The 24974-nt window shown below is 70.2% G+C and carries 23 protein-coding genes; 9 read left to right on the forward strand and 14 right to left on the reverse strand.

Annotation, left to right across the window (positions count from 1 at the left end; translation table 11 throughout):
• Positions 1-239 precede the first annotated feature (239 nt).
• The 5 genes from ACFVXJ_RS11280 to ACFVXJ_RS11300 all read left to right on the forward strand — a co-directional run bounded on the left by ACFVXJ_RS11280 (position 240) and on the right by ACFVXJ_RS11300 (position 4490).
• Positions 240-1226: an ABC transporter ATP-binding protein gene (locus tag ACFVXJ_RS11280; RefSeq protein WP_389661463.1), complete on the forward strand. Its 987-nt coding sequence runs from the start codon at positions 240-242 to the stop codon at positions 1224-1226.
• Positions 1216-2103, forward strand: coding sequence for an ABC transporter permease subunit (locus ACFVXJ_RS11285; RefSeq protein ID WP_389661464.1), 888 nt, complete (start codon positions 1216-1218; stop codon positions 2101-2103). Before ACFVXJ_RS11280 ends, ACFVXJ_RS11285 begins: the two co-directional genes overlap by 11 nt.
• Positions 2100-3011 carry an ABC transporter ATP-binding protein gene (locus ACFVXJ_RS11290; RefSeq protein WP_389661465.1) on the forward strand — a complete coding sequence of 304 codons (912 nt, stop codon included), beginning with the start codon at positions 2100-2102 and terminating at the stop codon, positions 3009-3011. Before ACFVXJ_RS11285 ends, ACFVXJ_RS11290 begins: the two co-directional genes overlap by 4 nt.
• Before the next feature lie 13 nt (positions 3012-3024).
• Entirely contained in the window at positions 3025-3744 is a 720-nt protein-coding gene (locus ACFVXJ_RS11295; RefSeq protein ID WP_389661466.1) for an ABC transporter permease, read from the forward strand.
• Between the two features lie 80 nt (positions 3745-3824).
• Positions 3825-4490 carry a rhomboid-like protein gene (locus tag ACFVXJ_RS11300; protein WP_389661467.1) on the forward strand — a complete coding sequence of 222 codons (666 nt, stop codon included), beginning with the start codon at positions 3825-3827 and terminating at the stop codon, positions 4488-4490.
• A 162-nt stretch (positions 4491-4652) separates the two neighbouring features.
• Here ACFVXJ_RS11300 and ACFVXJ_RS11305 read toward each other — a convergent pair whose 3' ends face one another.
• The 9 genes from ACFVXJ_RS11305 to ACFVXJ_RS11345 form a co-directional block, all read right to left on the reverse strand.
• Positions 4653-5465 (reverse strand): HAD family hydrolase, encoded by an 813-nt coding sequence (locus ACFVXJ_RS11305; RefSeq protein WP_389661468.1) that lies wholly within the window; start codon positions 5463-5465, stop codon positions 4653-4655.
• Complete coding sequence (serS, locus tag ACFVXJ_RS11310) at positions 5462-6739, reverse strand: serine--tRNA ligase (protein ID WP_361312933.1); 1278 nt, start codon at positions 6737-6739, stop codon at positions 5462-5464. Before serS ends, ACFVXJ_RS11305 begins: the two co-directional genes overlap by 4 nt.
• A 534-nt stretch (positions 6740-7273) precedes the next feature.
• Positions 7274-8209 (reverse strand): prephenate dehydratase, encoded by a 936-nt coding sequence (pheA, locus tag ACFVXJ_RS11315; protein WP_389661469.1) that lies wholly within the window; start codon positions 8207-8209, stop codon positions 7274-7276.
• Positions 8210-8251: 42 nt separating this feature from the next.
• A complete protein-coding gene (efeB, locus tag ACFVXJ_RS11320) occupies positions 8252-9538 on the reverse strand; it encodes an iron uptake transporter deferrochelatase/peroxidase subunit (protein ID WP_389661470.1) in 1287 nt (428 codons plus the stop codon).
• A 5-nt stretch (positions 9539-9543) separates the two neighbouring features.
• The gene (locus ACFVXJ_RS11325) at positions 9544-11619 is read right to left on the reverse strand and encodes a copper resistance protein CopC (protein WP_389661471.1); all 2076 of its coding nucleotides are present in this window, start codon (positions 11617-11619) and stop codon (positions 9544-9546) included.
• A 22-nt stretch (positions 11620-11641) separates the two neighbouring features.
• Positions 11642-12127: a copper chaperone PCu(A)C gene (locus ACFVXJ_RS11330; RefSeq protein WP_389661472.1), complete on the reverse strand. Its 486-nt coding sequence runs from the start codon at positions 12125-12127 to the stop codon at positions 11642-11644.
• Positions 12124-12777, reverse strand: coding sequence for an SCO family protein (locus ACFVXJ_RS11335; RefSeq protein ID WP_389661473.1), 654 nt, complete (start codon positions 12775-12777; stop codon positions 12124-12126). Before ACFVXJ_RS11335 ends, ACFVXJ_RS11330 begins: the two co-directional genes overlap by 4 nt.
• Before the next feature lie 66 nt (positions 12778-12843).
• Entirely contained in the window at positions 12844-13554 is a 711-nt protein-coding gene (locus ACFVXJ_RS11340; protein ID WP_389661474.1) for a YcnI family protein, read from the reverse strand.
• Positions 13555-13660: 106 nt separating this feature from the next.
• The gene (locus tag ACFVXJ_RS11345; protein ID WP_389661475.1) at positions 13661-14452 is read right to left on the reverse strand and encodes a hypothetical protein; all 792 of its coding nucleotides are present in this window, start codon (positions 14450-14452) and stop codon (positions 13661-13663) included.
• A gap of 306 nt (positions 14453-14758) precedes the next feature.
• On the opposite strand from ACFVXJ_RS11345, the gene ACFVXJ_RS11350 reads away from it, so the two are divergent.
• The gene (locus ACFVXJ_RS11350) at positions 14759-15241 is read left to right on the forward strand and encodes an ATP-binding protein (RefSeq protein ID WP_389661476.1); all 483 of its coding nucleotides are present in this window, start codon (positions 14759-14761) and stop codon (positions 15239-15241) included.
• A gap of 85 nt (positions 15242-15326) precedes the next feature.
• Here ACFVXJ_RS11350 and ACFVXJ_RS11355 read toward each other — a convergent pair whose 3' ends face one another.
• Both ACFVXJ_RS11355 and ACFVXJ_RS11360 read right to left on the reverse strand, forming a co-directional pair.
• Complete coding sequence (locus ACFVXJ_RS11355; RefSeq protein ID WP_389661477.1) at positions 15327-16793, reverse strand: aminopeptidase P family protein; 1467 nt, start codon at positions 16791-16793, stop codon at positions 15327-15329.
• Between the two features lie 91 nt (positions 16794-16884).
• Positions 16885-18501: a PP2C family protein-serine/threonine phosphatase gene (locus ACFVXJ_RS11360; RefSeq protein ID WP_389661478.1), complete on the reverse strand. Its 1617-nt coding sequence runs from the start codon at positions 18499-18501 to the stop codon at positions 16885-16887.
• A 429-nt stretch (positions 18502-18930) separates the two neighbouring features.
• Between ACFVXJ_RS11360 and ACFVXJ_RS11365 the strand changes: the two genes are divergently transcribed.
• The gene (locus tag ACFVXJ_RS11365; protein ID WP_389661479.1) at positions 18931-19647 is read left to right on the forward strand and encodes a bifunctional DNA primase/polymerase; all 717 of its coding nucleotides are present in this window, start codon (positions 18931-18933) and stop codon (positions 19645-19647) included.
• A 122-nt stretch (positions 19648-19769) separates the two neighbouring features.
• Positions 19770-20339, forward strand: coding sequence for a hypothetical protein (locus tag ACFVXJ_RS11370; protein ID WP_389661480.1), 570 nt, complete (start codon positions 19770-19772; stop codon positions 20337-20339).
• Positions 20340-20524: 185 nt separating this feature from the next.
• Here ACFVXJ_RS11370 and ACFVXJ_RS11375 read toward each other — a convergent pair whose 3' ends face one another.
• The 3 genes from ACFVXJ_RS11375 to ACFVXJ_RS11385 form a co-directional block, all read right to left on the reverse strand.
• Positions 20525-21499: a DUF5926 family protein gene (locus ACFVXJ_RS11375; protein ID WP_389661481.1), complete on the reverse strand. Its 975-nt coding sequence runs from the start codon at positions 21497-21499 to the stop codon at positions 20525-20527.
• Between the two features lie 200 nt (positions 21500-21699).
• Entirely contained in the window at positions 21700-22302 is a 603-nt protein-coding gene (locus tag ACFVXJ_RS11380; RefSeq protein WP_389661482.1) for an ATP-binding protein, read from the reverse strand.
• An 85-nt stretch (positions 22303-22387) separates the two neighbouring features.
• On the reverse strand, positions 22388-23188 hold the full coding sequence (locus ACFVXJ_RS11385) for a glycerophosphodiester phosphodiesterase (protein WP_389661483.1): 801 nt from the start codon (positions 23186-23188) through the stop codon (positions 22388-22390).
• 235 nt (positions 23189-23423) lie between these two features.
• Here ACFVXJ_RS11385 and ACFVXJ_RS11390 point away from each other — a divergent pair, with 235 nt between their 5' ends.
• On the forward strand, positions 23424-24974 hold the full coding sequence (locus tag ACFVXJ_RS11390; protein WP_389661484.1) for a S1C family serine protease: 1551 nt from the start codon (positions 23424-23426) through the stop codon (positions 24972-24974).

The following is a 24974-nucleotide window of genomic DNA, read 5'->3' on the forward strand; positions in this document are numbered from 1 at the left end:
CCGTCCGTCCGTATAGCCGTACGCGCCCGTAACTTGACACTGATGAATGTGACAATGACCGGAGGTCACGTCAAGGGCCGTGCACAGACCTGTGGATAAAGTTCGCCGGTCGCGGCAGGACGCGCCGGCGGCTCTCGGCCGTGTAAGCCTTCTGTCAGGGTCCGTAGTCCTCAAGGCGGAGACGGGATCCCGCTCCAGGTCTGACGATCGACGGGTCCGACGCCACTAACGTCGAAGCCGTGACTGTCATCGCGACCGAAAGCCTGAGCAAGCGGTACCCCCGAGTGACCGCTCTCGACCGGCTCTCCCTGGACATCGGGCCCGGCGTTACCGGCCTGGTGGGCGCCAACGGAGCCGGCAAGTCCACGCTGATCAAAATTCTGCTGGGACTGTCCCCCGCCACCGAGGGCCGCGCCGCCGTACTCGGACTGGACGTCGCCACGCACGGCAGCGCCATCCGCGAACGCGTCGGCTACATGCCCGAACACGACTGCCTTCCCCCCGACGTCTCGGCCACCGAGTTCGTGGTGCACATGGCACGCATGTCCGGACTGCCGCCGACCGCCGCGCGGGAGCGGACCGCCGACACGCTGCGCCACGTGGGCCTGTACGAGGAGCGCTACCGCCCGATCGGCGGCTACTCCACGGGCATGAAGCAGCGGGTCAAGCTCGCCCAAGCACTCGTCCACGACCCCCAATTGGTCCTCCTGGACGAGCCCACCAACGGCCTCGACCCCGTCGGCCGCGACGAGATGCTCGGCCTGATCCGCCGGGTCCACACCGACTTCGGCATCTCGGTCCTCGTCACCTCCCATCTCCTCGGGGAACTGGAGCGGACCTGCGACCACGTCGTCGTGGTCGACGGGGGCAAGCTGCTGCGCTCCAGCTCCACCAGCGACTTCACACAGAGCACCGCGACGCTGGCGGTGGAGGTCACCGACTCCGACGCCCACCCGGAGGGCAGCGCCGCGCTGCGCAAGGCACTCACCGAGGCAGGCCTGATCCTGCACGCGGCCGACGAACAGGGCCTGCCGGGAGCGGGTCACATCCTCCTCGTGGAGGCGACGGGCGAGGAGACGTACGACCAGGTCCGCGACACCGTCGCCGACCTCGGTATCGGCCTGGTCCGCATGGAGCAGCGCCGCCACCACATCGCGGAGGTCTTCCGCGACAACGGCCAGAGCGACATCCCCCAGCGGAAGGGAGCCGGTTCCGATGGCGCCTGACACCTCGACCCAGATCCACAACATCGGCTACCGGTCCTACGACGGGGCCCGACTCGGCCGTGCCTACGCCCGCACGTCGCTGTTCTCGCAGTCCCTGCGCGGTGCCTACGGGCTCGGCCGGTCGGCCAAGTCCAAGGTGTTGCCGATGATCCTCTTCGCGGTGATGTGCGTTCCCGCGCTGATCCTCGTCGCCGTCGCCATCGCGGTGCCCGGCTCCACCGACCTTCCGGTCAAGTACACGACGTACGCCCTGACCACGCAGGTGGTGATCGGCCTCTACCTCGCCTCCCAGGCGCCGCAGTCGGTCTCCCGGGACCTGCGCTTCAAGACGGTGCCGCTCTACTTCTCGCGGCCCATCGAGCGCGTCGACTACGTCGTCGCCAAGTACGCGGCCATGGCCTCGGCGCTGTTCATCCTCACCGCCACCCCGCTGTTGATCATGTACATCGGCTCGCTGCTGGCGAAGTTCGACTTCGGGGACCAGACCAAGGGATTCGGGCAGGGACTGGTGTCCGTACTGCTGCTGTCGCTCCTGTTCGCCGGTGTGGGCCTGGTCATGGCCGCTCTCACCCCGCGCCGCGGATTCGGTGTCGCCGCGATCATCGCCGTGCTCCTGATCCCGTACGGCGCGGTGACCGCCGTACAGGGCATCGCCTACAACACCGGCTCCGCCGGCGCCATCGAGTGGATGGGCCTGTTCTCCCCGATCACCCTGATCGACGGCTTCCAGACGGCCTTCCTCGGCGCGACGTCCGCCTTCCCCGGCGGTGAGGGCCCTTCCGCCGGAGTCGGCGCCGTCTACCTGCTCGTCATCCTCGCCCTCATCGCCGGCTCCTACGCCGCCCTGATGGCCCGCTACCGGAAGGCCGGGCTGTGACCATCATCGACATCGACCACACCTCCCGCTGGTTCGGGAACGTCGTCGCCGTCAACGACGTGACCATGCGCATCGGTCCGGGCGTCACCGGACTGCTCGGCCCCAACGGCGCCGGGAAGTCGACCCTCATCAACATGATGGGCGGCTTCCTCGCGCCCTCCACGGGCAGCGTCACCCTCGACGGCACGCCGATCTGGCGCAACGAGCAGGTCTACAAGCAGGTCGGCGTCGTGCCGGAGCGCGAAGCCATGTACGACTTCCTCACCGGCCGCGAGTTCGTCGTCGCCAACGCGGAACTGCACGGGCTCGACGACGGGGCCGCCCGGCGGGCACTGGCCACCGTCGAGATGGAGTACGCGCAGGACCGCAAGATCTCCACCTACTCCAAGGGCATGCGCCAGCGCGTGAAGATGGCGTCCGCCCTCGTCCACGAACCGTCCGTGCTGCTCCTCGACGAGCCGTTCAACGGGATGGACCCGCGTCAGCGCATGCAGCTGATGGAGCTGCTGCGGCGGATGGGAGACGAAGGCCGCACGGTGCTGTTCTCCTCCCACATCCTGGAGGAGGTCGAGCAGCTCGCCTCGCACATCGAGGTCGTCGTCGCCGGCCGGCACGCCGCGTCCGGCGACTTCCGCAAGATCCGTCGTCTGATGACGGACCGCCCGCACCGCTACCTCATCCGCTCCTCCGACGACCGGGCGCTCGCAGCCGCCCTCATCGCCGATCCGTCCACCGCCGGCATCGAGGTAGACCTCAAGGAAGGCGCCTTGCGCATCCAGGCCGTCGACTTCGGCCGTTTCACCGAACTGTTGCCGCGGGTCGCCCGCGCGCACGGCATCCGGCTCCTGACGGTCTCCCCTTCCGACGAGTCCCTCGAGTCGGTCTTCTCCTACCTCGTCACGGCCTGAGGAGCTGGCTTCCATGTACAACCCCACCGTCGCCCGGCTCACCTACCGGGCTCTGCTGGGCAAGCGGCGCGCGCTGATCCTCTTCGCGCTGCCCGCCCTGTTGATCGTCATCTCCGTGGCCGTCCGTGCCCTCACCGGCGTTGACGACAAGGTCGCGGCGGACCTGCTGGGCGGCTTCGCCCTCGCGACGATGGTCCCGCTTATCGGCGTCATCGCCGGAACCGGTGCCATCGGCCCCGAGATCGACGACGGCTCGATCGTCTACCTGCTCTCCAAGCCGGTGAAGCGACCCACGATCATCATGACCAAGCTGATCGTCGCGATCGCCGTCACCATGGCGTTCTCCGCGATCCCCACGCTGATCGCCGGATTCATCCTCAACGGCAACGGCCAGCAGATCGCCGTCGCCTACACCGTCGCCGCCCTGGTCGCGTCGATCGCCTACAGCGCGCTGTTCCTGCTCCTGGGCACGGTCAGCCGTCACGCGGTCGTCTTCGGCCTGGTCTACGCCCTGATCTGGGAGTCGCTCTTCGGCAGCCTCGTCTCGGGTGCGAAGACGCTGAGCGTGCAGCAGTGGTCCCTGTCGCTGGCGGAGAAGATCGCCGGAGAAGGGTACGTCGACGCCACCGTGGCCCTGCCGACCGCCGCCGTCCTGCTCGTCGTGGTCACCGTGGGAGCCACCGTCTACGCGGGCCAGAAGCTGCGCCGGCTGACCTTGGCGGGCGAGGAGTAACCCTCGCCCACTCTCCCCACTCGTGCCCCGCCCGGCCCACCGGCCGGGCGGGGCACAAGCATGCCGGGCATCATCGGGACATGACGCCCCACCCCGAGGCCGAGCCGTCCAGGCCCGTGTGGTCCTGGATACGTTCCGCGCCCGGTACGCACATCTGGCTGCTGATCATCGCCATCACCAGCGTCATCGTCGTGGTCGCGCCCGACCGCCTGGAGCACGTCCTGCTCCACCGCAACAGCAGCAACATCCACGAGCTCACCCGGCACCCGGTGCGGGCCCTGGTTTCCAGTGCCTTCTGGATCGAGAACCCCGCCTCGCTCGCCCAGTACGCCGTGCTCTTCGAGGTCTTCCATGCCTCCGTCGAGCGCTGGCTGGGCACGCTGCGCTGGTTGGTGATCGTGGCGACCGCCCACATCACCGCCACCCTGATCAGCCAGAAGATGGTCCTCATGGCCATCCAGGACCATCGGGCCCCTCGGAGCATGGTCCATGTCGTCGACATCGGCGTGAGCTACGGGCTCGCGGCTGCCGCCGGGGTCCTCACATACCGGCTGCCCGGCCCCTGGAGATGGCTCTACCTCGCGGGAACCGTCGCGTTCTTCGGGATCCCGCTCATCACGGGGGGCACCTTCACCGACCTCGGACACGCGATCTCGCTCGCCGTGGGCCTTCTCGCCTGGCCGTTGACCCGCCATCCGAAGGGCAGGGCACACCGTCCTGCCGTGCATGTTTCACGTGAAACATGAGCCGGTCCCGCTGCGGAAAATCACTGGTACGAGGCATGCGGGAGCGGCAGAGTGAGGCGTGCGGGGAGTAACAAAAGGTCCGGAACGGCCACTTCGAGCGCGTCCCGGGACGCGGGCCGTTCCGGACCTTCCCGATGTGGGCGGGACCGTGGCGGAGCGCCGTCAGACAGCGCCCAGGAGACGTTCCAGGACCACGGCGATCCCGTCTTCCTCGTGGGACGTCGTCACCTCGTCGGCCACGGCCTTCAGTTCCGAATGGGCGTTGGCCATCGCGACCCCGTGGGCCGCCCAAGCGAACATCGGGATGTCATTGGGCATGTCACCGAAAGCAATGGTCTCCGCGGCCTTCACCCCCAGCCGGCGTGCGGCCAACGAGAGGCCGGTGGCCTTCGTCAGCCCCAGGGGCAGGATCTCCACTATCCCGGGTCCGGCCATCACCACGTCCACCAGGCTGCCCACGATCTCCCTGGCGACCTTGACGAGGGTGTCGTCGTCCATCCCCGGATGCTGGATGTACAGCTTGTTCAGCGGCGCGCTCCACACGGCGGAGGTGTCCTCCAGGTACAGCGCGGGCAGGCCCTCCTGCACCTGGTAACCGGGACCGAACAGCACGTCGCCGTCCACTCCGTCCCGGCTGGCGGCGAGGGCCAACGGACCCACCTCGGCCTCGAGCTTGGACAGGGCCAGCCCCGCCAGTTGCCGGTCGAGTGTCACCGAGGTCAGCAGGCGGTGCGCACCGGCGTCGTAGACCTGGGCGCCCTGCCCGCACACGGCGATCCCCGTGTAGCCGAGATCGTCCAGTACCTTCCGGGTCCAGGGAACGGCCCGACCGGTCACGATGATGTGCGCCGCGCCCGCTGCGGTGACCGCGGCGAGCGCTTCACGGGTGCGTTCCGAGACGGTGTCGTCGCCGCGGAGCAGAGTGCCGTCGAGGTCCGTCGCGACGAGCTTGTACGGGAACGGGACCGGGCTCACTTGGTGATCGGCTCCAGGACTTCACGACCGCCCAGGTAGGGGCGGAGCACCGGCGGCACCCGCACGGAGCCGTCGGCCTGCTGGTGGTTCTCCAGGATGGCCACGATCGTGCGGGGGACCGCGCACAGCGTGCCGTTGAGCGTGGAGAGAGGCTGGGTCTTCTTGCCGTCGCGGTAGCGGATCGACAGGCGACGGGCCTGGAATCCGTCACAGTTCGAGGCGGAGGTCAGTTCGCGGTACTTGCCCTGGGTCGGGATCCACGCCTCGCAGTCGAACTTGCGGGAGGCCGAGGCGCCCAGGTCTCCGGTGGCGACATCGATCACCTGGAAGGGGAGTTCCAGGCTGGTCAGCCACTGCTTCTCCCATTCCAGGAGCCGCTTGTGCTCGGCCTCGGCCTCCTCAGGTGCGACGTAGGAGAACATCTCGACCTTGTCGAACTGGTGGACGCGGAAGATGCCGCGGGTGTCCTTGCCGTACGTGCCGGCCTCGCGGCGGAAGCACGGCGAGAAGCCGGCGTAGCGCAGCGGCAGCTTGTCCGCGTCGATGATCTCGTCCATGTGGTACGCGGCGAGCGGTACCTCGGAGGTGCCGACCAGGTAATAGTCGTCCTTCTCCAAGTGGTAGACGTTCTCCGCGGCCTGGCCGAGGAAGCCGGTGCCCTCCATGGCGCGCGGGCGGACCAGCGCGGGGGTCAGCATCGGGATGAAGCCGGCCTCGGTGGCCTGCGCGATCGCCGCGTTGACCAGGGCCAGCTCCAGCAGGGCGCCGACGCCGGTGAGGTAGTAGAAGCGGGAGCCCGACACCTTCGCGCCGCGCTCGACGTCGATGGCGCCGAGGGACTCGCCGAGTTCGAGGTGGTCCTTGGGCTCGAAGCCCTCGGCTCCGAAATCACGGATGGTGCCGTGCGTCTCCAGGACGGTGAAGTCCTCTTCGCCGCCGACCGGCACGTCGCTGTGGACGATGTTGCCGAGCTGGAGGAGGAGCTGCTTGGCCGCCTCGTCCGCCTCGTTCTGTTCGGCCTCGGCCGCCTTGACGTCAGCCTTGAGCTGTTCGGCCTTCTTCAGCAGCTCGGCCCGCTCCTCGGCGGATGCCTTGGGGATCAGCTTGCCGAGCGACTTCTGCTCGTTGCGCAGTTCGTCGAAGCGCATGCCGGAGGACCTGCGGCGCTCATCGGCGGAGAGCAGCGCGTCGACGAGGCCGACGTCCTCTCCACGGGCGCGCTGCGAGGCGCGGACACGGTCAGGGTCTTCACGGAGCAGCCGGAGGTCAATCACCCCTCCAGGCTACCGGGCTGGGGTTCCGGGGATCACATCGATATCACGCTGCGTGTCGCTATGTCCCAATTGAGGCGAATGCAAAACTGTTGTCCTTCTGCCGCGGAGTGTTCCGCAGGAGCGCTTCCAGGCTGCTCGTAAAAGCGGGGCCTTTCCCCGAAAGGGGTCACCGGCTCGGACGGGTGCGGCGTCTGAGCAGGGCGGAGGGCCTCTCTTGTCCACAGGAATTGGCCCGGGGACCGTCTTATCCACAGGCTGTGCGCCCGATCTGTGGACACGGGAATAGATCATTCCCGGCCGGTTGGCGCTCCACGGTAAACAGGGCTCAAACCGCCCTCACACACTCATTCGGGTGGGAATGGCTCGCCCCAAAGAGTTGATCGGCGATACGTGGGTGACGCCGTTCACCTTGCGCCCGCTTGCGGGAAACCTGAGGGGCTCGGCCGATATGTCGACCTTGTCGCGCCGCACTGTCGACTTGTCCCCAGGCCCGCCTCTCGACCTGTGGATAACTCTGTGGACAGTGGGAGAACGCTACGATCGGCCGTCGAGACAGCGGGCCAACCAGTCCGACGCGTCGGTGAAGTCGCCGTCGGAGGTGCCGGGCCGCGCGACGCGTACGTCACTCACCGCGACGCCGGCACGCGGGTAGGAGCCGAGGAAACGGACCTGGGGACACGTGCGCTTGAGACCCATCAGCGCCTCACTGACCCGACGGTCGGAGATGTGTCCCTCGGCGTCGACCGCGAAGCAGTAGTTGCCGATGCCCGCGCCCGTCGGCCGTGACTGGATCAACATGAGGTTGACCCCGCGTACGGCGAACTCCTGCAGCAGTTCCAGCAGCGCACCCGGGTGGTCGTCCCCCAGCCACAGCACGACCGAGGTCTTGTCCGCACCTGTCGGAGCGGCCGGCCGTGCCGGACGACCCACGAGCACGAACCGGGTCTCGGCGTTCTCCGCATCGTGGATCTCGGTGACCAGCGGTTCCAGCCCGTACGTGGCCGCGGCGAACTCCCCGGCGAAAGCCGCGTCGAAGCGGCCCTCCTGGACCAGCCGGGCACCGTCGGCGTTCGAAGCGGCCGACTCCCACACCGCGTCGGGCAGGTGGGCACGCAGCCAATTGCGGACCTGTGGCTGCGCCACCGGGTGCCCGGTCACTGTCTTGACGTCCGAGAGCTTGGTCCCCGGCCGGGCGAGCAGCGCGAACGCGATGGGCAGCAGCACCTCGCGGTAGATCATCAGCGGCTCACCCGACGCCAGCTCGTCCAGGGTGGCGGTCACCCCGCCCTCCACCGAGTTCTCGATCGGCACCAGCGCGGCAGCGGCTTCACCGTTGCGCACGGCGTCCAGGGCGGCCGGGACCGACACCATCGGGACGAGCTCCCTGGTGGCGGCTTCCGGCAGCGTGCGCAGGGCGGCTTCGGTGAAGGTGCCCTCGGGACCGAGATAGGTGAAGCGGGTGGCCGACATGCGATCAGCCTAATGCCGGGACGACCGCGCCCGGCGGCATGTTCACCCTTCGAGCAACCGCTGTCCGACGTACTCCCCGGGACGCGGGCCGGGCGGGACGGCGTACAGCCCACTGGACTCGTGCCGGATGAACTCGGACAGCGCGTCGCCCCGGTCCAGCTTGCGCTGGACGGGCACGAAGCCGCGCAGCGGATCCGCCTGCCAGCAGATGAACAGCAGCCCGGCGTCGGGAGAGCCGTCTGGTGCGATGCCGTCGTGGAAGGAGAAGGGCCGTCGGAGCATGGCCGCCCCACCGTTCTGCTCCGGCGCCGAGATCCGCGCGTGCGCGTTCGCCGGGATCACCGGCTTGCCGTCCGCGCCGAGCTTCGCCAGATCCAACTTCGTGGTCTCGTTCCCGCCGGTCAGAGGCGCGCCCGTGGCCTTCGTACGGCCGATGACCTGCTCCTGCTGGGCGAGCGACTGCTTGTCCCAGTCGTCGAGCAGCATGCGGATCCGGCGCACGACGGCGTACGAGCCCCCCGCCATCCACGCGTGCTCGGCCGGTCCGGGACCCGCGGCCGGCACGAAGATCCGCTTGTCGAAGTCGGGTTCCGCCGGCTTCGGGTTGCCGGTGCCGTCCACCTGGCCCATCAGATTCCGTGCGGTCATCGGGGCGCCCGTGGCTCCGGGGGACCGGTTGAAGCCGTTCATCTGCCAGCGGACCCGGGCGGCTTCCCCGGCGTCCTTCTGTAGGGCCCGTAGCGCGTGGAAGGCGACGAGGCCGTCGTTCGCGCCGATCTGGATCCAGAGATCACCGTTGCTGCGCTGGAGATCGAGTCGGTCGGACGAGAAGTCGGGGAGTGGGTCGAGGGCGGACGGGCGGCGCGAGGCCAGCCCGGTGCGCTCGAAGAAGGAGTGCCCGAACCCGAAGGTGACCGTCAGGGACGAGGGCCCCGCGTCCAAGGCGATCCCGGTGTCGGCGGTCGGGGCGGTCTCACCGGCCATCAGCCGCCGCGCCGTGTCGGACCAGCGGCGCAGCAGGGCGGCGGCTTCCGTACGCCCGGCACCCGGCGCGAGGTCGAACGCCAGGACGTGTCCCTTGGCCTGGAGCGGGGTGGTGATGCCGGCCTGATGGTCCCCGTGGAAGGCGACCGCGGTGGAACCGAGCGAGGCGAGGGTTCCGGCGCCGCCCTTCGTCGTGGACTGCGGGGATTCGGCGAGCGCGGAGTGCGTCAGCGCACCACCGGTCGCGCCGAGTGCCAGGCCGGCGGCGCCTGCGGCGCCCACCGTGCCCAGCAGACGGCGCCGCGAGATCTCGATGTCGGGGTTGCTCTCGGTGCTGTCGGTCACGCTGGTCAGCCGATCTTCACGTTCTTCTGGACGGTCGTCTGGTCGATGTCGGAGGTCCGTACGGTGATGTCGATACGCCATTCGCCCGGGAGCGGCAGTTGTACGCCGTCCGCGCTCCAGTGCCCGGGAGCCGCGCGCTCCGGGAGGACCGGCAGGGGGCCGATCTCCTTGGCCGAGAGGGTGAAGGAGATCTTCACCTCGGGAAGGTCGAGGGGCTGTCCATCGGCATTCTCCGCCCACAGGTGCAGGCCGTTGGCGCCGACCCGCCCCGGGGCAAGCTCCAGTCGGACGGTGCCCTTGCCCTGAGGGCCGCCCGTGTCGAAGGGCAGGGTGATCTTGACGGGTCGGTTGGGGACGGCGGTACTCGCCGCCGATCCGCGACCGGTCTCCAGTTCCGCGGTGCGCCCCGGCTCGGTACTGGTCAGGACCGTGGTGACAGCCAGCAGTGCGACCGCGACCGCGGCCTCCGCGAGGACGGACCGCCGCAGTCCGGCCCGTCCGGGGTCGGCGTCCCGAACCTGCTTGGACCGGGCGTTGTCCGTGGCGGCACGCTGTCGGGCCAACTGGGCGGCGCGCTTGGGGTCGGCCGGTACCGTCACCAGCGCCGCTCCCTCAAGTACCACCTCACGCTCGGATGTTTCACGTGAAACGTCCGCTGTTTCACGTGAAACGTCCTCCTCTGTTTCACGTGAGACATCCGCCTGTGCCGGCTCCGCCCGGCTGTCGGAGAGCCGAGCGGTCCATGACCGGGAGAGGTAGGCGATACCGACGAGGACGGCCACGAGGGCGACCTTGATCAGCAGGAGTCGCCCGTAACTGGTGCCGGTCAGAGCGGACCAACTGCCCAGCTGACGCCAGGACTGATAGACACCGGTGACGACCAGCACCACGACGCTGATGAACGCGACCTTCGAGAAGCGTCGGACGGCCTCGCGCTCGATCCCGGGAACCTTGTAGAGAGCGACCAGCAGCGCGGCCAGACCGCCGAGCCAGGTGGCGACGGCGAGCAGGTGCAGAATGTCGACCGGCATCGCGATCGTGGGCTGGATACCGGTGGAGGCATGCTCGGACAGGGCCCAGGTGGCGGCGATACCGGCGGCCACGACGGCCCCTCCGACCCCGAGCCCGAAGGCGAGATCGCTCGTGTCCTTGCGTTCGGCCACCACATCGTCGGCGGCGTCCGCTCCGTCGACGTCGAGCGGCCCTGCGGCCCCGTCGAGGCCAAGAGGCCCGGTGCTCCCGCCGTCCGCCCCGGCACCCTGCTGCCGGCGCGCGTAGGCGCCGAAGAGCACGGCCACGAAGAGCGCCGCCGCCCCGAGGAGCAACAGCCTGGACACGAGCGAGGCACCGGCCTTGGTGTCCAGGACGGCCTTGAGCCCGCCGAGGTCGAAGACGTCGGCGAATTTGCCCGACCCCGTGTACGGGCCGCGGAGCACCAGCATCGCCAGGGTGGAGGCGGTCAGCAGCACCCACCCCCGCAGCACCAGCTTCTGCAACGGTCGCTCGGTCGAGCCACGGCGCCAGCACAGCAGGATGAAGGCGGCGCCCCCGATGAGGACGGTGAAGCCGATGTAGGCGGCGTACCGGGCGATGCCGTACGCGACGCCGACGGGCCCGCCCCCGGCCTTCTGGGTGGGAAGGGTGACCCGCGTGGCCGAGGGGGCGCCGACGGAGAAGGTGAAGGCGCCGGAGACCGGGTGGCTGTCGGCGGAGACGGCCTGCCAGGCCACCGTGTAGGTGCCGTTGGGCAGCCCGGAGTGCAGGGCGGTGCCGTACCGGATGGTGGATCCGCTGCACATGTCGCGCAGTTCACCGGTGTCGACGCGCTTGCCTGTGGGGTCCATCACGCGGATGGAGTCGTCACCCATGGCGACCTGCTCCGAGAAGGAGAGGGTGACCTGGGCCGGCGCCGTGGCGACCACCGCCCCGTCCTTCGGGTCGCTCGCGGTGAGTGCGGCGTGCGCCGCGGCCGGTCCGGCCGCGGTGAACAAGGTTGCCAGCAGGGCTGCGAGGACCAGCGTGAGCCGCGGCAGGAGTGCCGTGGCGCGGACGCGGGCCGGGGTGGGGGCGGTGGCCGTCATGGCGTGTCAGTTCCTCGGTCCGTCAGTGGGCGCTGGAGCTCTGCCCGGTGTACGTACGGTCCTTCACGTCCAGCTCGATCGTGATGGGGTCGGCCTTCTCGAACTTGAGCTCGACCTTGACCTTGTCGCCGACCTTCGGCTTGCTCTTGAGTCCCATGAACATGACGTGACTGCCTCCGCGCTCCAGGCTGAGCCGGCCGTTCGCGGGCACGTTCAGCGAGGAGACCTGCCGCATCTTCTGGTCCTTGGACTCGTGGATCTGGAGATCGTCCGAGAGCGGGCTGGTCAGGCCGGTGAGCTTGTCGGGCGTCTTCGAGTCGTTGGTGACGATCATGAAGGCGCCGGCCATCTTGTCGTCGACGGGCTCGGGCATGAACGCCCCGCTGACCGTCAGCGTCGGCTTGGCGGAGTCCGGCGCGCCCCCCGACTCCGAGGAGCAGCCGGATATCGCGAGCACCGCCGTCAGGGAGAGCGTGGCGGCGAGGGAGCGGGTGGTGCGGGCGTTCACGGGTTCTCTCCCTTGACGATCTTCGGCAGGTCCTTGGAATAGTCATCGACGGTCGTGCTCTCGCCGTAGAGGAGGTAGCCCTCATCGGTCTTGGGAGAGAACGCGATGACCTGGGCGCCGTGCATGGAGACGACGCTGCCGTCGGCCTCCTTCTTGGGGGCCTCGATACCGATGCCGAGAGACCGGGCAGCTGCCTGGATGGTGGCGAAGTCCCCGGTCAGTCCGATGAAGGACGGGTCCTGGGCCTTGAGCCACGTGCCGAGGGATTCGGGGGTGTCCCGTTCGGGGTCGGTGGTGACGAAGACGACCTGGAGCTTGTCCTGGTCCTCCTTCGGCAGTGCCTTCCTGGCGACCGCGATGTTGCTCATGGTCAGGGGGCACACGTCGGGGCAGTTGGTGTAGCCGAAGTAGATGAGCGTCGGCCGGCCCTTGGTCTGCTCGCGCAGGTTCCACGGTTTGCCGGAGGTGTCCGTGAGGACGAGGTCCGGCTTCTGGAAGGGACGGTCGAGGACGGTCGCCGATCCGGCCTTGGTGGTGCCGGTGATCTGGGTGACCGAACCGCTGGACTTGGCCGGCTCACCGCCGCAGGCGGTGAGGGCGAGTGCGGCCGCCGCGACGAAGGCGGCGACCGTCACACGTGTGGTGCGCATGGGGTGGAATCCCTGGGGATCGGGGTTTCGGATGGTCTCGATGACAGGGCCCGTGGGGCCCGACGGTCAGGAGGCGCGGCGGCGCGAGACGAAGCCGAACGCGACGCCACCGAGACCCAGCACGATGCCGGCGATACCGAGGGCGCGCGCGGTGGTGTCGGAGCCGCTCGCGGCGGCCTTGTCGTGGCCGTCCGTGTGGCCCTTGGCGTCGTCGGCCTTCGTGGCGTCGTCATCGTGGTGGTCGTCGGAGGCCGCCGCCGTCAGCTTGAGGACGGGCGCCGGGTTCTGCGGCTCCGGGGCGCCGGCCTTGGTCTCTTCGATCCAGCGCACGACCTCGTTGTTGTCGTAGGTCTGGATCGCCTTGAAGACCATCTGGTCCGCGTTGTCGGGCAGCTTGCCGATGGAGAGCGGGAACTGCTGGAAGTGGCCGGGCTCGATCTTGCCACCGCTCCACGTCACCTTGGTGACGGCTTCGTTGACCTGCTTGCCGTGCACGGTGAGCGGCTTGTCGAGCTTGCTCTTCTCGACGCTCACGGTCCAGCCGGGGATGTCCTGCGGCATGACCGAGGTGAGCGGCTGGTCGATCGGGAAGTTCACCTCGAGCTGCGTGGTCGAGGCGTTGTCACGCTCGTTGGGGACCTTGAAGTTGATCACCGCGTAGCCGCCCTTGGCGGCCTCGCCCGGCTGGACGCCGACATGGGCGGACGCGGAACCGGAGAGAACGAGGACGGCGCCGGCGGCGAGAGCGGCGGCGAAGGAGACGCGAGAGATCTTCATGACAGGAACACTCCACGGGAAACAGTGATGGCACGGCGCCGCGTGCGGGCGCGCGCGAGGTTCACGGCACCGGTGTCCCGTGATGTCCCGGGGTGGAGGTGCCGTGTCAGGCTGCGAGGGTGAGGGTCGCCATCGGCGGCCCGCGCCTGATCACTGTGTGTTGGAGCGCTCCACGACCGGTGGAGACGTCCGGGGCAGCAGCTCCCCGAGGAGTCCGTGCCAGGCGTCCCGGCCCGTCCGGCAGACCGGAGACGAGGGCTCGAACCAGAGCCAGGGCGGTACGCAGCGGACGTACCGGGTCGGCCTCGGCGGACAGCCGGGACAGCTCGACGAGCCGGAACAGTGCCGCGTCGCCGCGCCCGAGCAACCAGCCCGCGGCGAGCGCGGCCAACAGGTGGCCGATCAGCATGGCGGGGCTGAACAGGGCGGTCTGCGGGGCGTGGGCCATGTGCGCGTGGGCCATGTGCCCATGCGCGGCCATGACGGCCGGATCCAGTCCGGCGGTCTCCAGGATCAGCCGGGCGTCTTGCGGGCTGAGCGGTACGGAGTTGCCCCCGCAGACCAACTGCGCGGCGAGCGCGGCCAAAGAGGAATCCGAGGCGTCGGCGGCGGTCGGTGCCGCGACGCCGTGCTGACCGAGGCCGAACACCGCGTGCAGTGTCACCTGGCCGACGGCGAGCCCGGCGGCGATGCCGGGCAGTGAACGCCTGCGACCCGCGAGCGGGGCGGCGATCGCGAAGAGGGCGAGGAAGCCCAGTCCGAGGGTCCACCACGGCACGGTGGCGCAGGACGCCACGGCGTGCCCGACCGCGGACAACACGACGCAGACCGCGGTGAACACCGCGGCCCGTGTCATCCGGAGACCCGCTCCGGCCCGCGTCGTGTGGGGGGCAGTCATGGCCGGGCCATCATCGCACTGCCCCCGGGACGGCCATACGGCAGGTCCGGAAGATCCCATCCGTCCCCACGGGCGCCCGAGCGGGGTTCAAGCGGTCGACCCGCGTTCGCCCGGGGTCGACCCGGGTTCGCCCGCGTTCGCCCGCGGTCGACCCGCGGACATCCCGCGTTCGGCCCGTCGCGCCGACCGCCTGCCGCTCCCTCACGACCCCATACACCGGCGGTCGGGAGAGCCGCATCGGCCGAATGAGGGCTCCGAAGGCCGCCGGGCGCTTACAGGTGACCGAGGGCGGCAATAGGTAACCGTATGAGCATCTGGTGGTCTCTCCACTTGAGGCGCGAAGCCGCGAGCGTGCCGCTCGCCAGGCGACTTCTGCTCGGGACGATGGAGACCGCGGGGGTGGACCCGGACATCTGTTTCGACCTGTCGGTGGCGCTGAGCGAGGCGTGTGCGAACGCGGTCGAGCACGGCGGCCCGGTCGCCGACACGCCACGCGTCGGGATGCCGGACCCGGCGGTCTGCGCCGAGTACCGGGTGACGGCCTATCTGGACGGCGACCATTGCCGCATCGAGGTGACCGACTCGGGTCCGGGCTTCCCGCCCTCGACGGTCGCCGGGCACAGACCCAGGCCCGCCGGACCGTCCGAGAAGGAACACGGCCGGGGCCTGGGGCTGATCGCGGAGCTCTCCGACCACCTCCGCCTGCGCAACCGCCCGGGCCGGGGCGCGGTGGTCAGTTTCGACAAGGTCCTCAAGTGGCGCGAGGGCGCGCTGCTCAAGGTTTCCTAGACGCCGGCGGGCGGGCCCCGAAGGGGACCCGCCCGCGCGAGGGTGCGTGACCTACGCGTAGGACGTACGCCGGCCGATCGGCCGATCAGCCCTTGAGGCGCGCCATCCACGCCTCGACCTCGCCCGAGGCGCGGGGCAGGCCGGCCGACATGTTCCGGTTGCCGTCCTCGGTGACGAGGATGTCGTCCTCGATCCGCACGCCGATGCCGCGGTACTCCTCCGGCACGGTCAGGTCGTCGGCCTGGAAGTACAGACCGGGCTCGACGGTCAGGCACATGCCGGGCTCCAGAGTGCCGTCGACGTACGCCTCGGTGCGCGCGGCGGCGCAGTCGTGGACGTCCATGCCGAGCATGTGGCCCGTGCCGTGCAGCGTCCAACGCCGCTGGAGACCGAGTTCCAGCACCCGCTCGACCGGGCCCTCCAGCAGACCCCACTCGACGAGCTTCTCCGCCAGCACGTGCTGCGAGGCGTCGTGGAAGTCGCGGAACTTGGCGCCAGGCTTCACTGCGGCGATGCCGGCTTCCTGGGACTCGTAGACCGCGTCGTAGATCTTGCGCTGGATGTCGGTGTACGTGCCGTTGATCGGCAGGGTGCGCGTGACGTCGGCGGTGTAGAGGGAGTGGGTCTCCACGCCGGCGTCGAGCAGGAGCAGGTCGCCGGAGCGGACGTCGCCGTCGTTGCGGACCCAGTGCAGGGTGCAGGCGTGCGGACCGGCGGCGCAGATGGAGCCGTAGCCGACGTCGTTGCCCTCGACCCGGGCGCGCAGGAAGAAGGTGCCCTCGATGTAGCGCTCGGAGGTCGCCTCCGCCTTGTCGAGGACCTTCACCACGTCCTCGAAACCGCGGACGGTGGAGTCGACGGCCTTCTGCAGCTCGCCGATCTCGAACTCGTCCTTCACGGCGCGGGCCTCGGACAGGTAGACGCGCAGCTCTTCGTCGCGCTCGGCGGTGACCTTGTCGGTCAGTGCCTTCTCGATGACGGCGTCGTGGCCGCGCAGGAAGCGGACCGGACCGGTGGCCTCGGCGAGGGCCTCGGGCAGCTCGCGGACGTCCTTCGCCGGGAGGCCCAGGAGCTGCTCGGCCTCGGCGAGGGAGTGGCGGCGGCCGACCCACAGCTCGCCCTGGCCGGACAGCCAGAACTCGCCGTTCTCTCGGTCGGAGCGGGGCAGCAGGTAGACGGTCGCGGTGTGGCCGGTCTCGCCCGTGGGCTCCAGCACCAGGACGCCGTTCTCGGCCTGGTCGCCCGTGAGGTACGCGTACTCGGTCGACGCCCGGAAGGGGTACTCGGTGTCGTTCGAGCGGGTCTTCAACCGGCCCGCGGGCACGACCAGCCGCTCGCCGGGGAAGCGTGCGGACAGGGCGGCGCGGCGCGCGGCGGTGTGGGCGGCCTGGGCGATCGGCTCCAGCCCGCGCAGCTCCGTGTCGGCCCAGCCGGTGCGCATGTTCTCCGCGAGTTCCTCGCTGACGCCCGGGTACAGCGCGTTCTTCCGCTGCTTGTGCTTCTTCTGGGGCTGCTCTTCTTCCGGGGTCTCCGGGGTGAGCTCGTCAGCCACGTCTTCTCCTCAGCTACGACAGAACGGACCGGGTGTGGACCTCATCCATCGTATGGGTGAGCGGAAGACCCGCGCCGGGCCATGTGACAAATCAGTCAAATCGGGCCGCGAGCAGAACGATGTCCTCGGCCTGGTCGCCGCCGCCCGCACCGCCTGCACCGCCTGCACCGCCCGCACTGGTCGCACCGCCCGGGTTGACGCCTTCCCCCTCGACGCCGTCCGCCTGCGGGAACACCGTGCGCAGGATGTGGTCGCAGATGGCAGCCGGGTCGTCCCGGGCACTGCGCGGCACCCCCGCGGCCGCCGCGTGCAGCCGCGCGTACGCCCGGTCCATGGGGTCGCCGGTCCGCCGAAGCAGCCCGTCGGTGTACAGCAGCACCGTTTCTCCGGGCGCGGGTTCGATCTCCACGCTCGGCGCCTCCCAGCAGGCCAACATGCCGAGCGGCGCCGACAGCGAGGTCTCCACGTACTCCGTGCGCCGCTCACCGATGAGCAGCGGCGGGGCGTGGCCCGCTCCGGCCAGGATCATCTTGCGGGAACCCGGCTCGCAGTAGGCGAACAGGGCGGTCGCCGAGCGCGCGGGCTCGGTCAGCCGCAGCAGCAGTTCGAGGTCGGACAACACGGCGACCGGGTCCTCGCCCTCCATGACCGCGTACGCGCGCAGCGAGGCCCGCATGCGCCCCATCGCCGCGACCGCGCTCGGCCCCGAGCCGCTGACGGAGCCGACGGCCAGCCCCATGGCGCCCTCGGGCAGCGGCAGCGCGTCGTACCAGTCGCCCCCGCCGAGCGGCCCGGTGTGGTGCCGGGCGGCGAGCTGCACCCCGGCGATCCGGGGCAGACGGCTGGGCAACAACTCCTCGGCGACGGTGGCCAGCCGCGAACGGGAGCGCTCGACCTCCATCATCCGGGCCAGGTGCTCGGCGGCGTGCCGGACGTAGAGCCCGGCGAGATCGCGTTGGCGTTCGCTCGGTTCGGCCTGCTCGTCGTAGAGCCAGACGGCCGCGCCGAGCCGGCCGGTGGCCTCGGCGGCCAGCGGCAGGGCGTAGCTGGCGGCGTAGCCCAGCCGGGCGGCGACCTCGCGGTGGCGGGGATCGACGGGAGTGGCGAACGCGCCCGTCCCCGGTGCGACGCCGGGTTCCGGCAGCACGTCGGAGCCGCCCCGCGCGTCCGGCAGCCCGTCGAGGATGCGGCCGTAGGAGGTGGCGCTGCGCGGCACGGTTTCGATGTGGCCGAGGTCCGCGCGGCCGAGTCCGAGACCGATGGTGGTGCTGGGCCCCAGCCCGTCGGACGGCTCCAGGACGACCAGGCCGCGGCGGGCCCCGACGAGTGCCGCGCCGGCCCGCACGAATTCGCGCAGGGAAGCGTCGAGATCGACGGCCCGCGCGAGGCGTTCGGTCAGCTCGTGGAGGGTGGTCAGGTCGGAGACCATGCCCGCCAGCCGGTCCTGGATGACGGTGCTCGCGGCGGGCGGCACGGTCGGGGCGGGGGCGGTGGTGCGTGCGGGTGCGGCGGCGGTGGGCGCCGCAGTGTGCGGTGACGCGGTAACGGCCGGATCGATTCCAGCCACTTTCGGCAGATGCGAGGCGCTCATGGCGTCCGCCTTTCCACCTGGTGCGATTCGCCATATAGCATCGCAAACCCCCAGATCGTGCTGCGCCGCCATCAATGGCTCCACATCTACACGCACACGAGGATCGATGTCCAGCATTGCCCAGCTGGGAATCCTGGTGTCCGCGGATTCACAACTCGCTGTCCGGCCAAGGTTAAAACTTGGCCGGAAAAAGCCGGAAGCAGACGGTTTTTGCGATCGACTGAGCGGGCGTCCCAGCGGGTCCGGGTACGTAAACGGTGGTGCCCGGGGTCAGTTGACGCCCCCCGGCATCCGCCGGGAACCGCCCGGCGCCCGCCGTCGTCCTTAGCGGCGGCGGCCGGTCCCGATATCGGTGCCGGCCGGTTTCGGTTACCGGTGGGGGTCGCGCTCGGCCCCGCCGTACGTTGGATGGACCCGTAAGAAAACTGCACGAACCGTGTGAACCTGCTTCCGGCGGACAGTGACGCGAAACGTGTACGTGTGGTGAAACACCGCTTACGTGGTGTGATGTGGCCCTCGGCGTTCAACGGAAAGGAACGAGCGCTCATGCGCGAGATCCTCGGAAGGCGTCTCCAGCGGCTCCGCGATCGCTTGACATTCCGATTCCCGACCTCTCCCGCCGCCCGGAACCCGGACGGCGGCGCCGCTTCCCTGCTCGACGCGGCGCTGACCTGCGCGACCGTACGGCGGTGGCCCGTGCTGCCCGGTGTGGGCCGGGCCGGTGCCGACAGCGCCCGGTGCGCCTGCCCCGACCCCGACTGCGTGGTGCCCGGCGCGCACCCCTTCGACCCCGGGCTGCTCGCGGCGACCACCGACCCCAAGATGGTGGCCTGGTGGTGGTCCGGACGGCCGGCCGCCCCGGTCCTGATGGCCACCGGCGGCGCGGCGCCGTGCGCGGTCAGCCTCCCGGCCGGCGCGGCCGCGCGTGCCGTCGTACGGCTGGACGCGCAGGGCATGCGGCTGGGCCCCATCGTCGCGACGCCCACCCGGTGGTCGCTCCTGGTGGCTCCGTATTCGCTGGAGCGGCTCGGCGAGCTCCTCTACGCCAAGGATCACGTGCCCTCCTCGCTCCGCTTCCACGGCGAGGGCGGCTACCTGCTCCTGCCGCCCTCCCCCGCCTCCGGTGGCGGAGAGGTCCGCTGGGAGCGCGAGCCGTCCACCGGGTCGCAGGGCCTGTGGCTGCCGGAGGTCGAGGAGCTCGTGCACGCGTTGGTGGAGGCGAGCAGCGGAGCGCCGGGCGGCGGGAGCCGGCTCGCGTACTGACGGCCCCTTACTGCTGCCGCGCGCTCGACGGATCACTCTTTCGGGTGTTGGCGGGACCGGTTTGCAGGGGAATTGGGCGCGGGGATCTCCGTGCCCCATTCCCGCGTCGCTATCTTCGGCGAATGAATCTCCGCCTGATCGGTATCGGCGCCGGTGTGCTGATCATCTTGTCGCTTCCCCTTGCCGGAGCGATCGCCGGGCCGGATTTCGCCGGTCAGGACGACGGAAAGGCGGGCGGGTTGCTCTCCTCGCTCGGCCTTTCCGACTCTTCGCGTACGTCGGACACGGCGCGGGGCGTCGCGCACCCCGCCCGCCCCGCCCAGCCGGGGCCGCCGGAGCAACCCCGTACAGACTCGCGGTGCGGCCCCGAACTCACCTCGCCGCAGGGCCTGGAGGCCCAGACCTGCGTCCTGGCGAGCGAGGGCAGTACATGGGGTCGCAGCTACTACCGCAACACCAGCGGCCGCCCCCTTGACGCCGTGCTGACGGTGATGGGGCCGGCGGGACGCACGGTGCAGATTCGCTGCGCGGTGGGAGCGGGGGACGAGCCGGGACTGTGCGAGACGCCGAAGGAGGCGTCGGCGGGTACCGCGAGTGGTTACTCGGCCGTAGCGGAGTTTGCAGTTCCGGATGATGAAGGTGCGCTGCTGCTGCGGTCCGGGAGCAACGCACCGGCACCGAAGGGTGGTTGAGCACCACGAGAAATGGAAGGGCCCGGTCGCTGGCGACGGGGGATGCACCAGCGACCGGGCTACAAGAACCGTAACAAGAGATCGCCTGTTCGCAAATTCGATCTCTGATATTCAGACAGCGATTTGCAGGCGGCGAGCGGGAGTTGTGACTCCGGTCACCGGGCCCCCCCGGGGGCGCGGCGAGGTCAGCTGAGGGTCACCTGACGGTTGGTGAGCCCCCCGCGCGCCCGGCGCTCCTCGGGGGTCAGCGGGGCATCCGTCGCCAGGGCCGCTGCCAGGCGCTCCGCGAGCTCTGCGGCGGGCTTCTCCACGTCGTCCGCCGAGACGCCGGTGGGCAGGTCCCACACGGGGACCATCAGGCCGTGGGCGCGGAACGACCCGACGAGCTTGGTGCCTTCGCCCAGCGAGGAGGTGCCGGCCGCGTGCAGCCGCGCCAGGGCGTCCAGCAGCTTCTCCTCGGGGTGCGGCATGACCCACCGCAGGTGGTTCTTCTCGGGGGTCTCGCACCAGTAGGCGGCGTCCACGCCGGTCAGCTTGACCGTCGGGATGGCCGCGGCGTTGGCCCGCTCCAGCGAGGCGGCGACCTCCGGGGAGGCGTTCTGAGCGCTCTCCGCTTCCGGAATCCAGAATTCGAAGCCACTGTGCACAACCGGCTCGAAAACGCCGTCGGCGTCCAGGAGATCCTGAAGTCGAGGACCCTCGGGCGGCACGCGTCGCGCCGGAACCGGAGACCCCGGCTCCGCCGTCAGCGCGCGCTCCAGCGTGTCCGCCATGTCCCGGGCCAGGTCCCCGGTGGTCGAGTCGTTCTGGAGGGCGAGCAGGACGGAACCGTCCTCGCGGCGCAGGGCCGGCCACGCCATCGGCAGTACGGTGACCAGCGTGACGGAAGGGACGCCCTCGGGCAGGCCGCCCGTGAGGGTCAGCGGCACGGTGGCCGCGGGGACGAGCTCGCGCAGCGCCACCCAGTCGCACTCGCCCGGCAGACCCTCGAAGGGGCGCCGCACGTGTTCGGTGACGGCGTGCGCGGCCGCGGCGCCGTGGCATGCCTTGTAGCGGCGCCCGGAGCCGCAGGGACAGGGCTCCCGCGCACCCACCACCGGGATTTCCCCGTTGTCGAGCTGCGGCTTCGCGGTCTTCGCTGCGGGGCGCTTCTTTGCCATCGTGGGTGTCTCCCGGTTGCGGCGGTACGGCGGTTCTGGGCGCGAGCCTAGCCGTTGGTACCGCCGGAACCGGTGGGATGCGGCCGGGAGCACGGTCGGCGTGCGCTCCCGGACGGCCGCCCTCCGCCGTCCGCCGGGATTCCGCGAACGGGCCCGCGGACGGGCCTCGTGAACGGGCTTCCCGAGGGCCCGCGGACTCCTCAGGTATCGAGGTCGTCGAAGGCCGTACCGAAGTCGATCGCCGGGGACGCGACGCGCGTAGCGAAATCCTCGTGCCGGGTCCCACAGGCGACGATCACCCACACGGTGACCTCACCCGCCGCTCCGTCCCGAACACCCCAGTCCTGGGCCAGGGCGCTGATGATGTTCAGCCCCCGACCGCCCCGTGCGGTCACCGAAGGAGTGGCCGGGACCGGGCGGGTGGGCCCGCCGCCGTCCGTGACCTCGACCGTCAGTCGTCCTGCCTTGTCGACGCCCCACGCGGCGCGTATCTCCCCGTCGCCGACTTCCCGCGCGCCCAGTGGCCGGCCGTGTCGGCAAGCGTTGCTGAGCAGTTCGGAAAGGATCAGAACAGCGTCGTCCACGACCGATTCGGACACCCCGCCGATACGCAACTCCTCGCGCATCCGGTGCCTCGCCTCGCCCACGCCCGCAGGACCATGGCGTACGCCCATGCACGACGACGTGGGCACTTCCTGTGCCATCACCAACGCCACCCCCGGAACCTCCTTAGCCCCACGCCATGGTCTGGATGCCCCCTTGGCCTGGACCGGAAACCGCCATGGCGGAGGCCGCTGACGCATTCACGACGGACGAATACGGAACGGATGCGCCGGTGCACACCCTGTTACGGGTGGGGCGGGGGCGGCGGGTGTGCAAAACGGGACGTCAGCGGCCCAGCTGTGACAGAACCTGGCGCGGTCTGTTCGTGATGATCGCTTCTACGCCCAAATCAGCGCAGAGCTGAACGTCGTGGGGCTCGTTTACGGTCCATACGTGTACGGGATGACCCGCTGCCTGGAGCCTGCGGACATAGCCGGGGTGGTTGCGCACGATCCGCAGTCCCGGCCCGGCGATGCTCACCCCGGCCGGCAGTCGCCCGTCCCGCATGCGCGGCGAGATGAACTGCATCAGGTAGACGGTCGGAATCGTCGGAGCGGCCACACGCACCCGGTGCAGGGAACGGGGGGAGAAGCTCATGACCCGGACGGGGTGCGGCCCCTCGGTGGCCGGTGCGTCCAGCCCGAAGCGCTTGAGCAGGAAGAGGAGGCGTTCTTCCACCTGTCCGGCCCAGCGGGTGGGGTGTTTCGTCTCGATCGCCAGTTGCACCGGGCGGCCGGCGTCGGAGACCAGCTCCAGCAGCCGCTCCAGGGTGAGCACGGAGGTGCGTTCGGGGTCGGCGTCCCAGTCGGGCGACTCCTCGCGGTCCTTCCACGACCCGAAGTCGAGGGCGGCGAGGTCGGCCAGTTCCAGGGCGGAGACGGCGCCGCGGCCGTTGGAGGTGCGGTTGACCCGACGGTCGTGGACGAGCACGAGGTGGCCGTCGGCGGTGAGCCGGACATCGCATTCGAGTCCGTCGGCGCCGTCTTCGATGGCTCTCCGGTATGCGGCCAGCGTGTGCTCGGGGGCATCCTCCGAGGCGCCCCGGTGGGCGACGACCTGAATGGGGTGCGGCGTTGCATGGGTCACCGGGTCATGGTGCCACCGAGGGGGCCTCACGCGTCGGGGTGACTACTACTGATGTGTGCGAAATGTCCGATATAAAGAATGGACGGAGATGCACAGGTCCGGCTTACAGTGCTCTGACGGGTCATGGGAAAGGCTCTGTACTGGAACTTGTGCGGCACGTCGAACGTTCAGTCGGACCGGTATCGCCAGATATTCCAGGACCAGTAGCCGTGTGTGTGAACGAGGAGAGAGCGCTGTGAGCACCGAGAACGAGGGCACCGCGGCCCCGACGCCCCCCGCGGCCCCGTCCGCACCCCCTGTGCCCGTCGCCGCTTCGTCCACCAGCGAGTCCGCCTCGGCCGCCGAGACGGGTGCCGCGCCCTCCGACGGGACCCCGGTGCAGCATCCGGCGCACCCGACCGGTACCGAGCCGACCCAGCAGATCCCGGCGGGGCCGCCGGCGGCCCCGGCCGCCGCCCCCGGCTACGGGCAGACGCCCCCGGGTGCGCAGAACCCGTACGGGCAGGCGCCGCAGGGCCAGGTACCGCACGAGCACGCTCCCGCCCCGGCGGCGCACGGCGCCGAGGGGTGGCCTCCGCCGCCGCCCACCGTCCCGGCGTACGGCGGTGACGGCGGGCACGGCGGTGGCACCTGGGGAGCCCCGCAGACCGCGCACGGCGCCCCCAAGCCCAAGGGTCGGGGCGGCCTGATCGCGGCCGTGCTCGTCTCGGCGCTCCTCGCCGGCGGTGTCGGCGGTGGCGTCGGCTACTGGGCGGCGGAGCGCGGCAACGACGGTTCCGTCTCGACCACGATCACCGCCAGCACGCCGAAGGACCTCAAGCGCGAGCCGGGCTCGGTCGCGGGCCTGGCGGCCGGATCGCTCCCCAGCGTGGTCACCATCGAGGCGTCGGCCGGGGACGGCGAAGGCGGCACGGGCACCGGCTTCGTCTACGACGAAGAGGGCCACATCCTCACCAACAACCACGTCGTCGCCTCTGCCGCCAACGGCGGCAAGCTGACCGCGACCTTCTCCAACGGCAAGAAGTACGATGCCGAGGTGGTCGGGCGGGCGCAGGGCTACGACGTGGCCGTGATCAAGCTCAAGAACGCGCCGGCCGGACTCAAGCCGCTTCCGCTGGGCGACTCCGACAAGGTCGCCGTCGGCGATTCGACGATCGCCATCGGTGCCCCGTTCGGCCTGTCCAACACGGTCACCACCGGCATCATCAGCGCCAAGAACCGCCCGGTGGCCTCCGGTGACGGCTCCGGGGGCAAGAACTCGTACATGAGCGCGCTGCAGACCGATGCCTCGATCAACCCGGGCAACTCGGGCGGCCCGCTCCTCGACGGCCGCGGCGCGGTCATCGGCATCAACTCGGCGATCCAGTCGGCCGGCAACGGCGGGTTCGGCGGCGGCCAGGCCGGCTCCATCGGCCTCGGTTTCGCCATCCCGATCAACCAGGCCAAGAACGTCGCCCAGTCGCTGATCAAGACCGGCAAGCCGGTCTATCCGATCATCTCGGTGTCGGTGGATCTCCAGGCCAAGGTCGAAGGAGCCAAGATCTCCGAGCAGGGCGCGTCCGCCAACGAGCTGGTCGACCCCAACGGTCCGGCCGGCAAGGCGGGCCTCAAGCCCGGCGACATCATCACCCAGTTCGGCGGCAAGCCGATCGACAGCGGCCCGACCCTGATCAGCGAGATCTGGACGTACAAGCCGGGCGACACGGTGAAGCTCACCTACCTGCGCGACGGCAAGCCGAACACGGTGGACATCACGCTCGGCTCCCGGGTGGGCGACAAACCCTGA

The organism is Streptomyces sp. NPDC058279, from assembly GCF_042881255.1.
Lineage (GTDB): Bacteria > Actinomycetota > Actinomycetes > Streptomycetales > Streptomycetaceae > Streptomyces.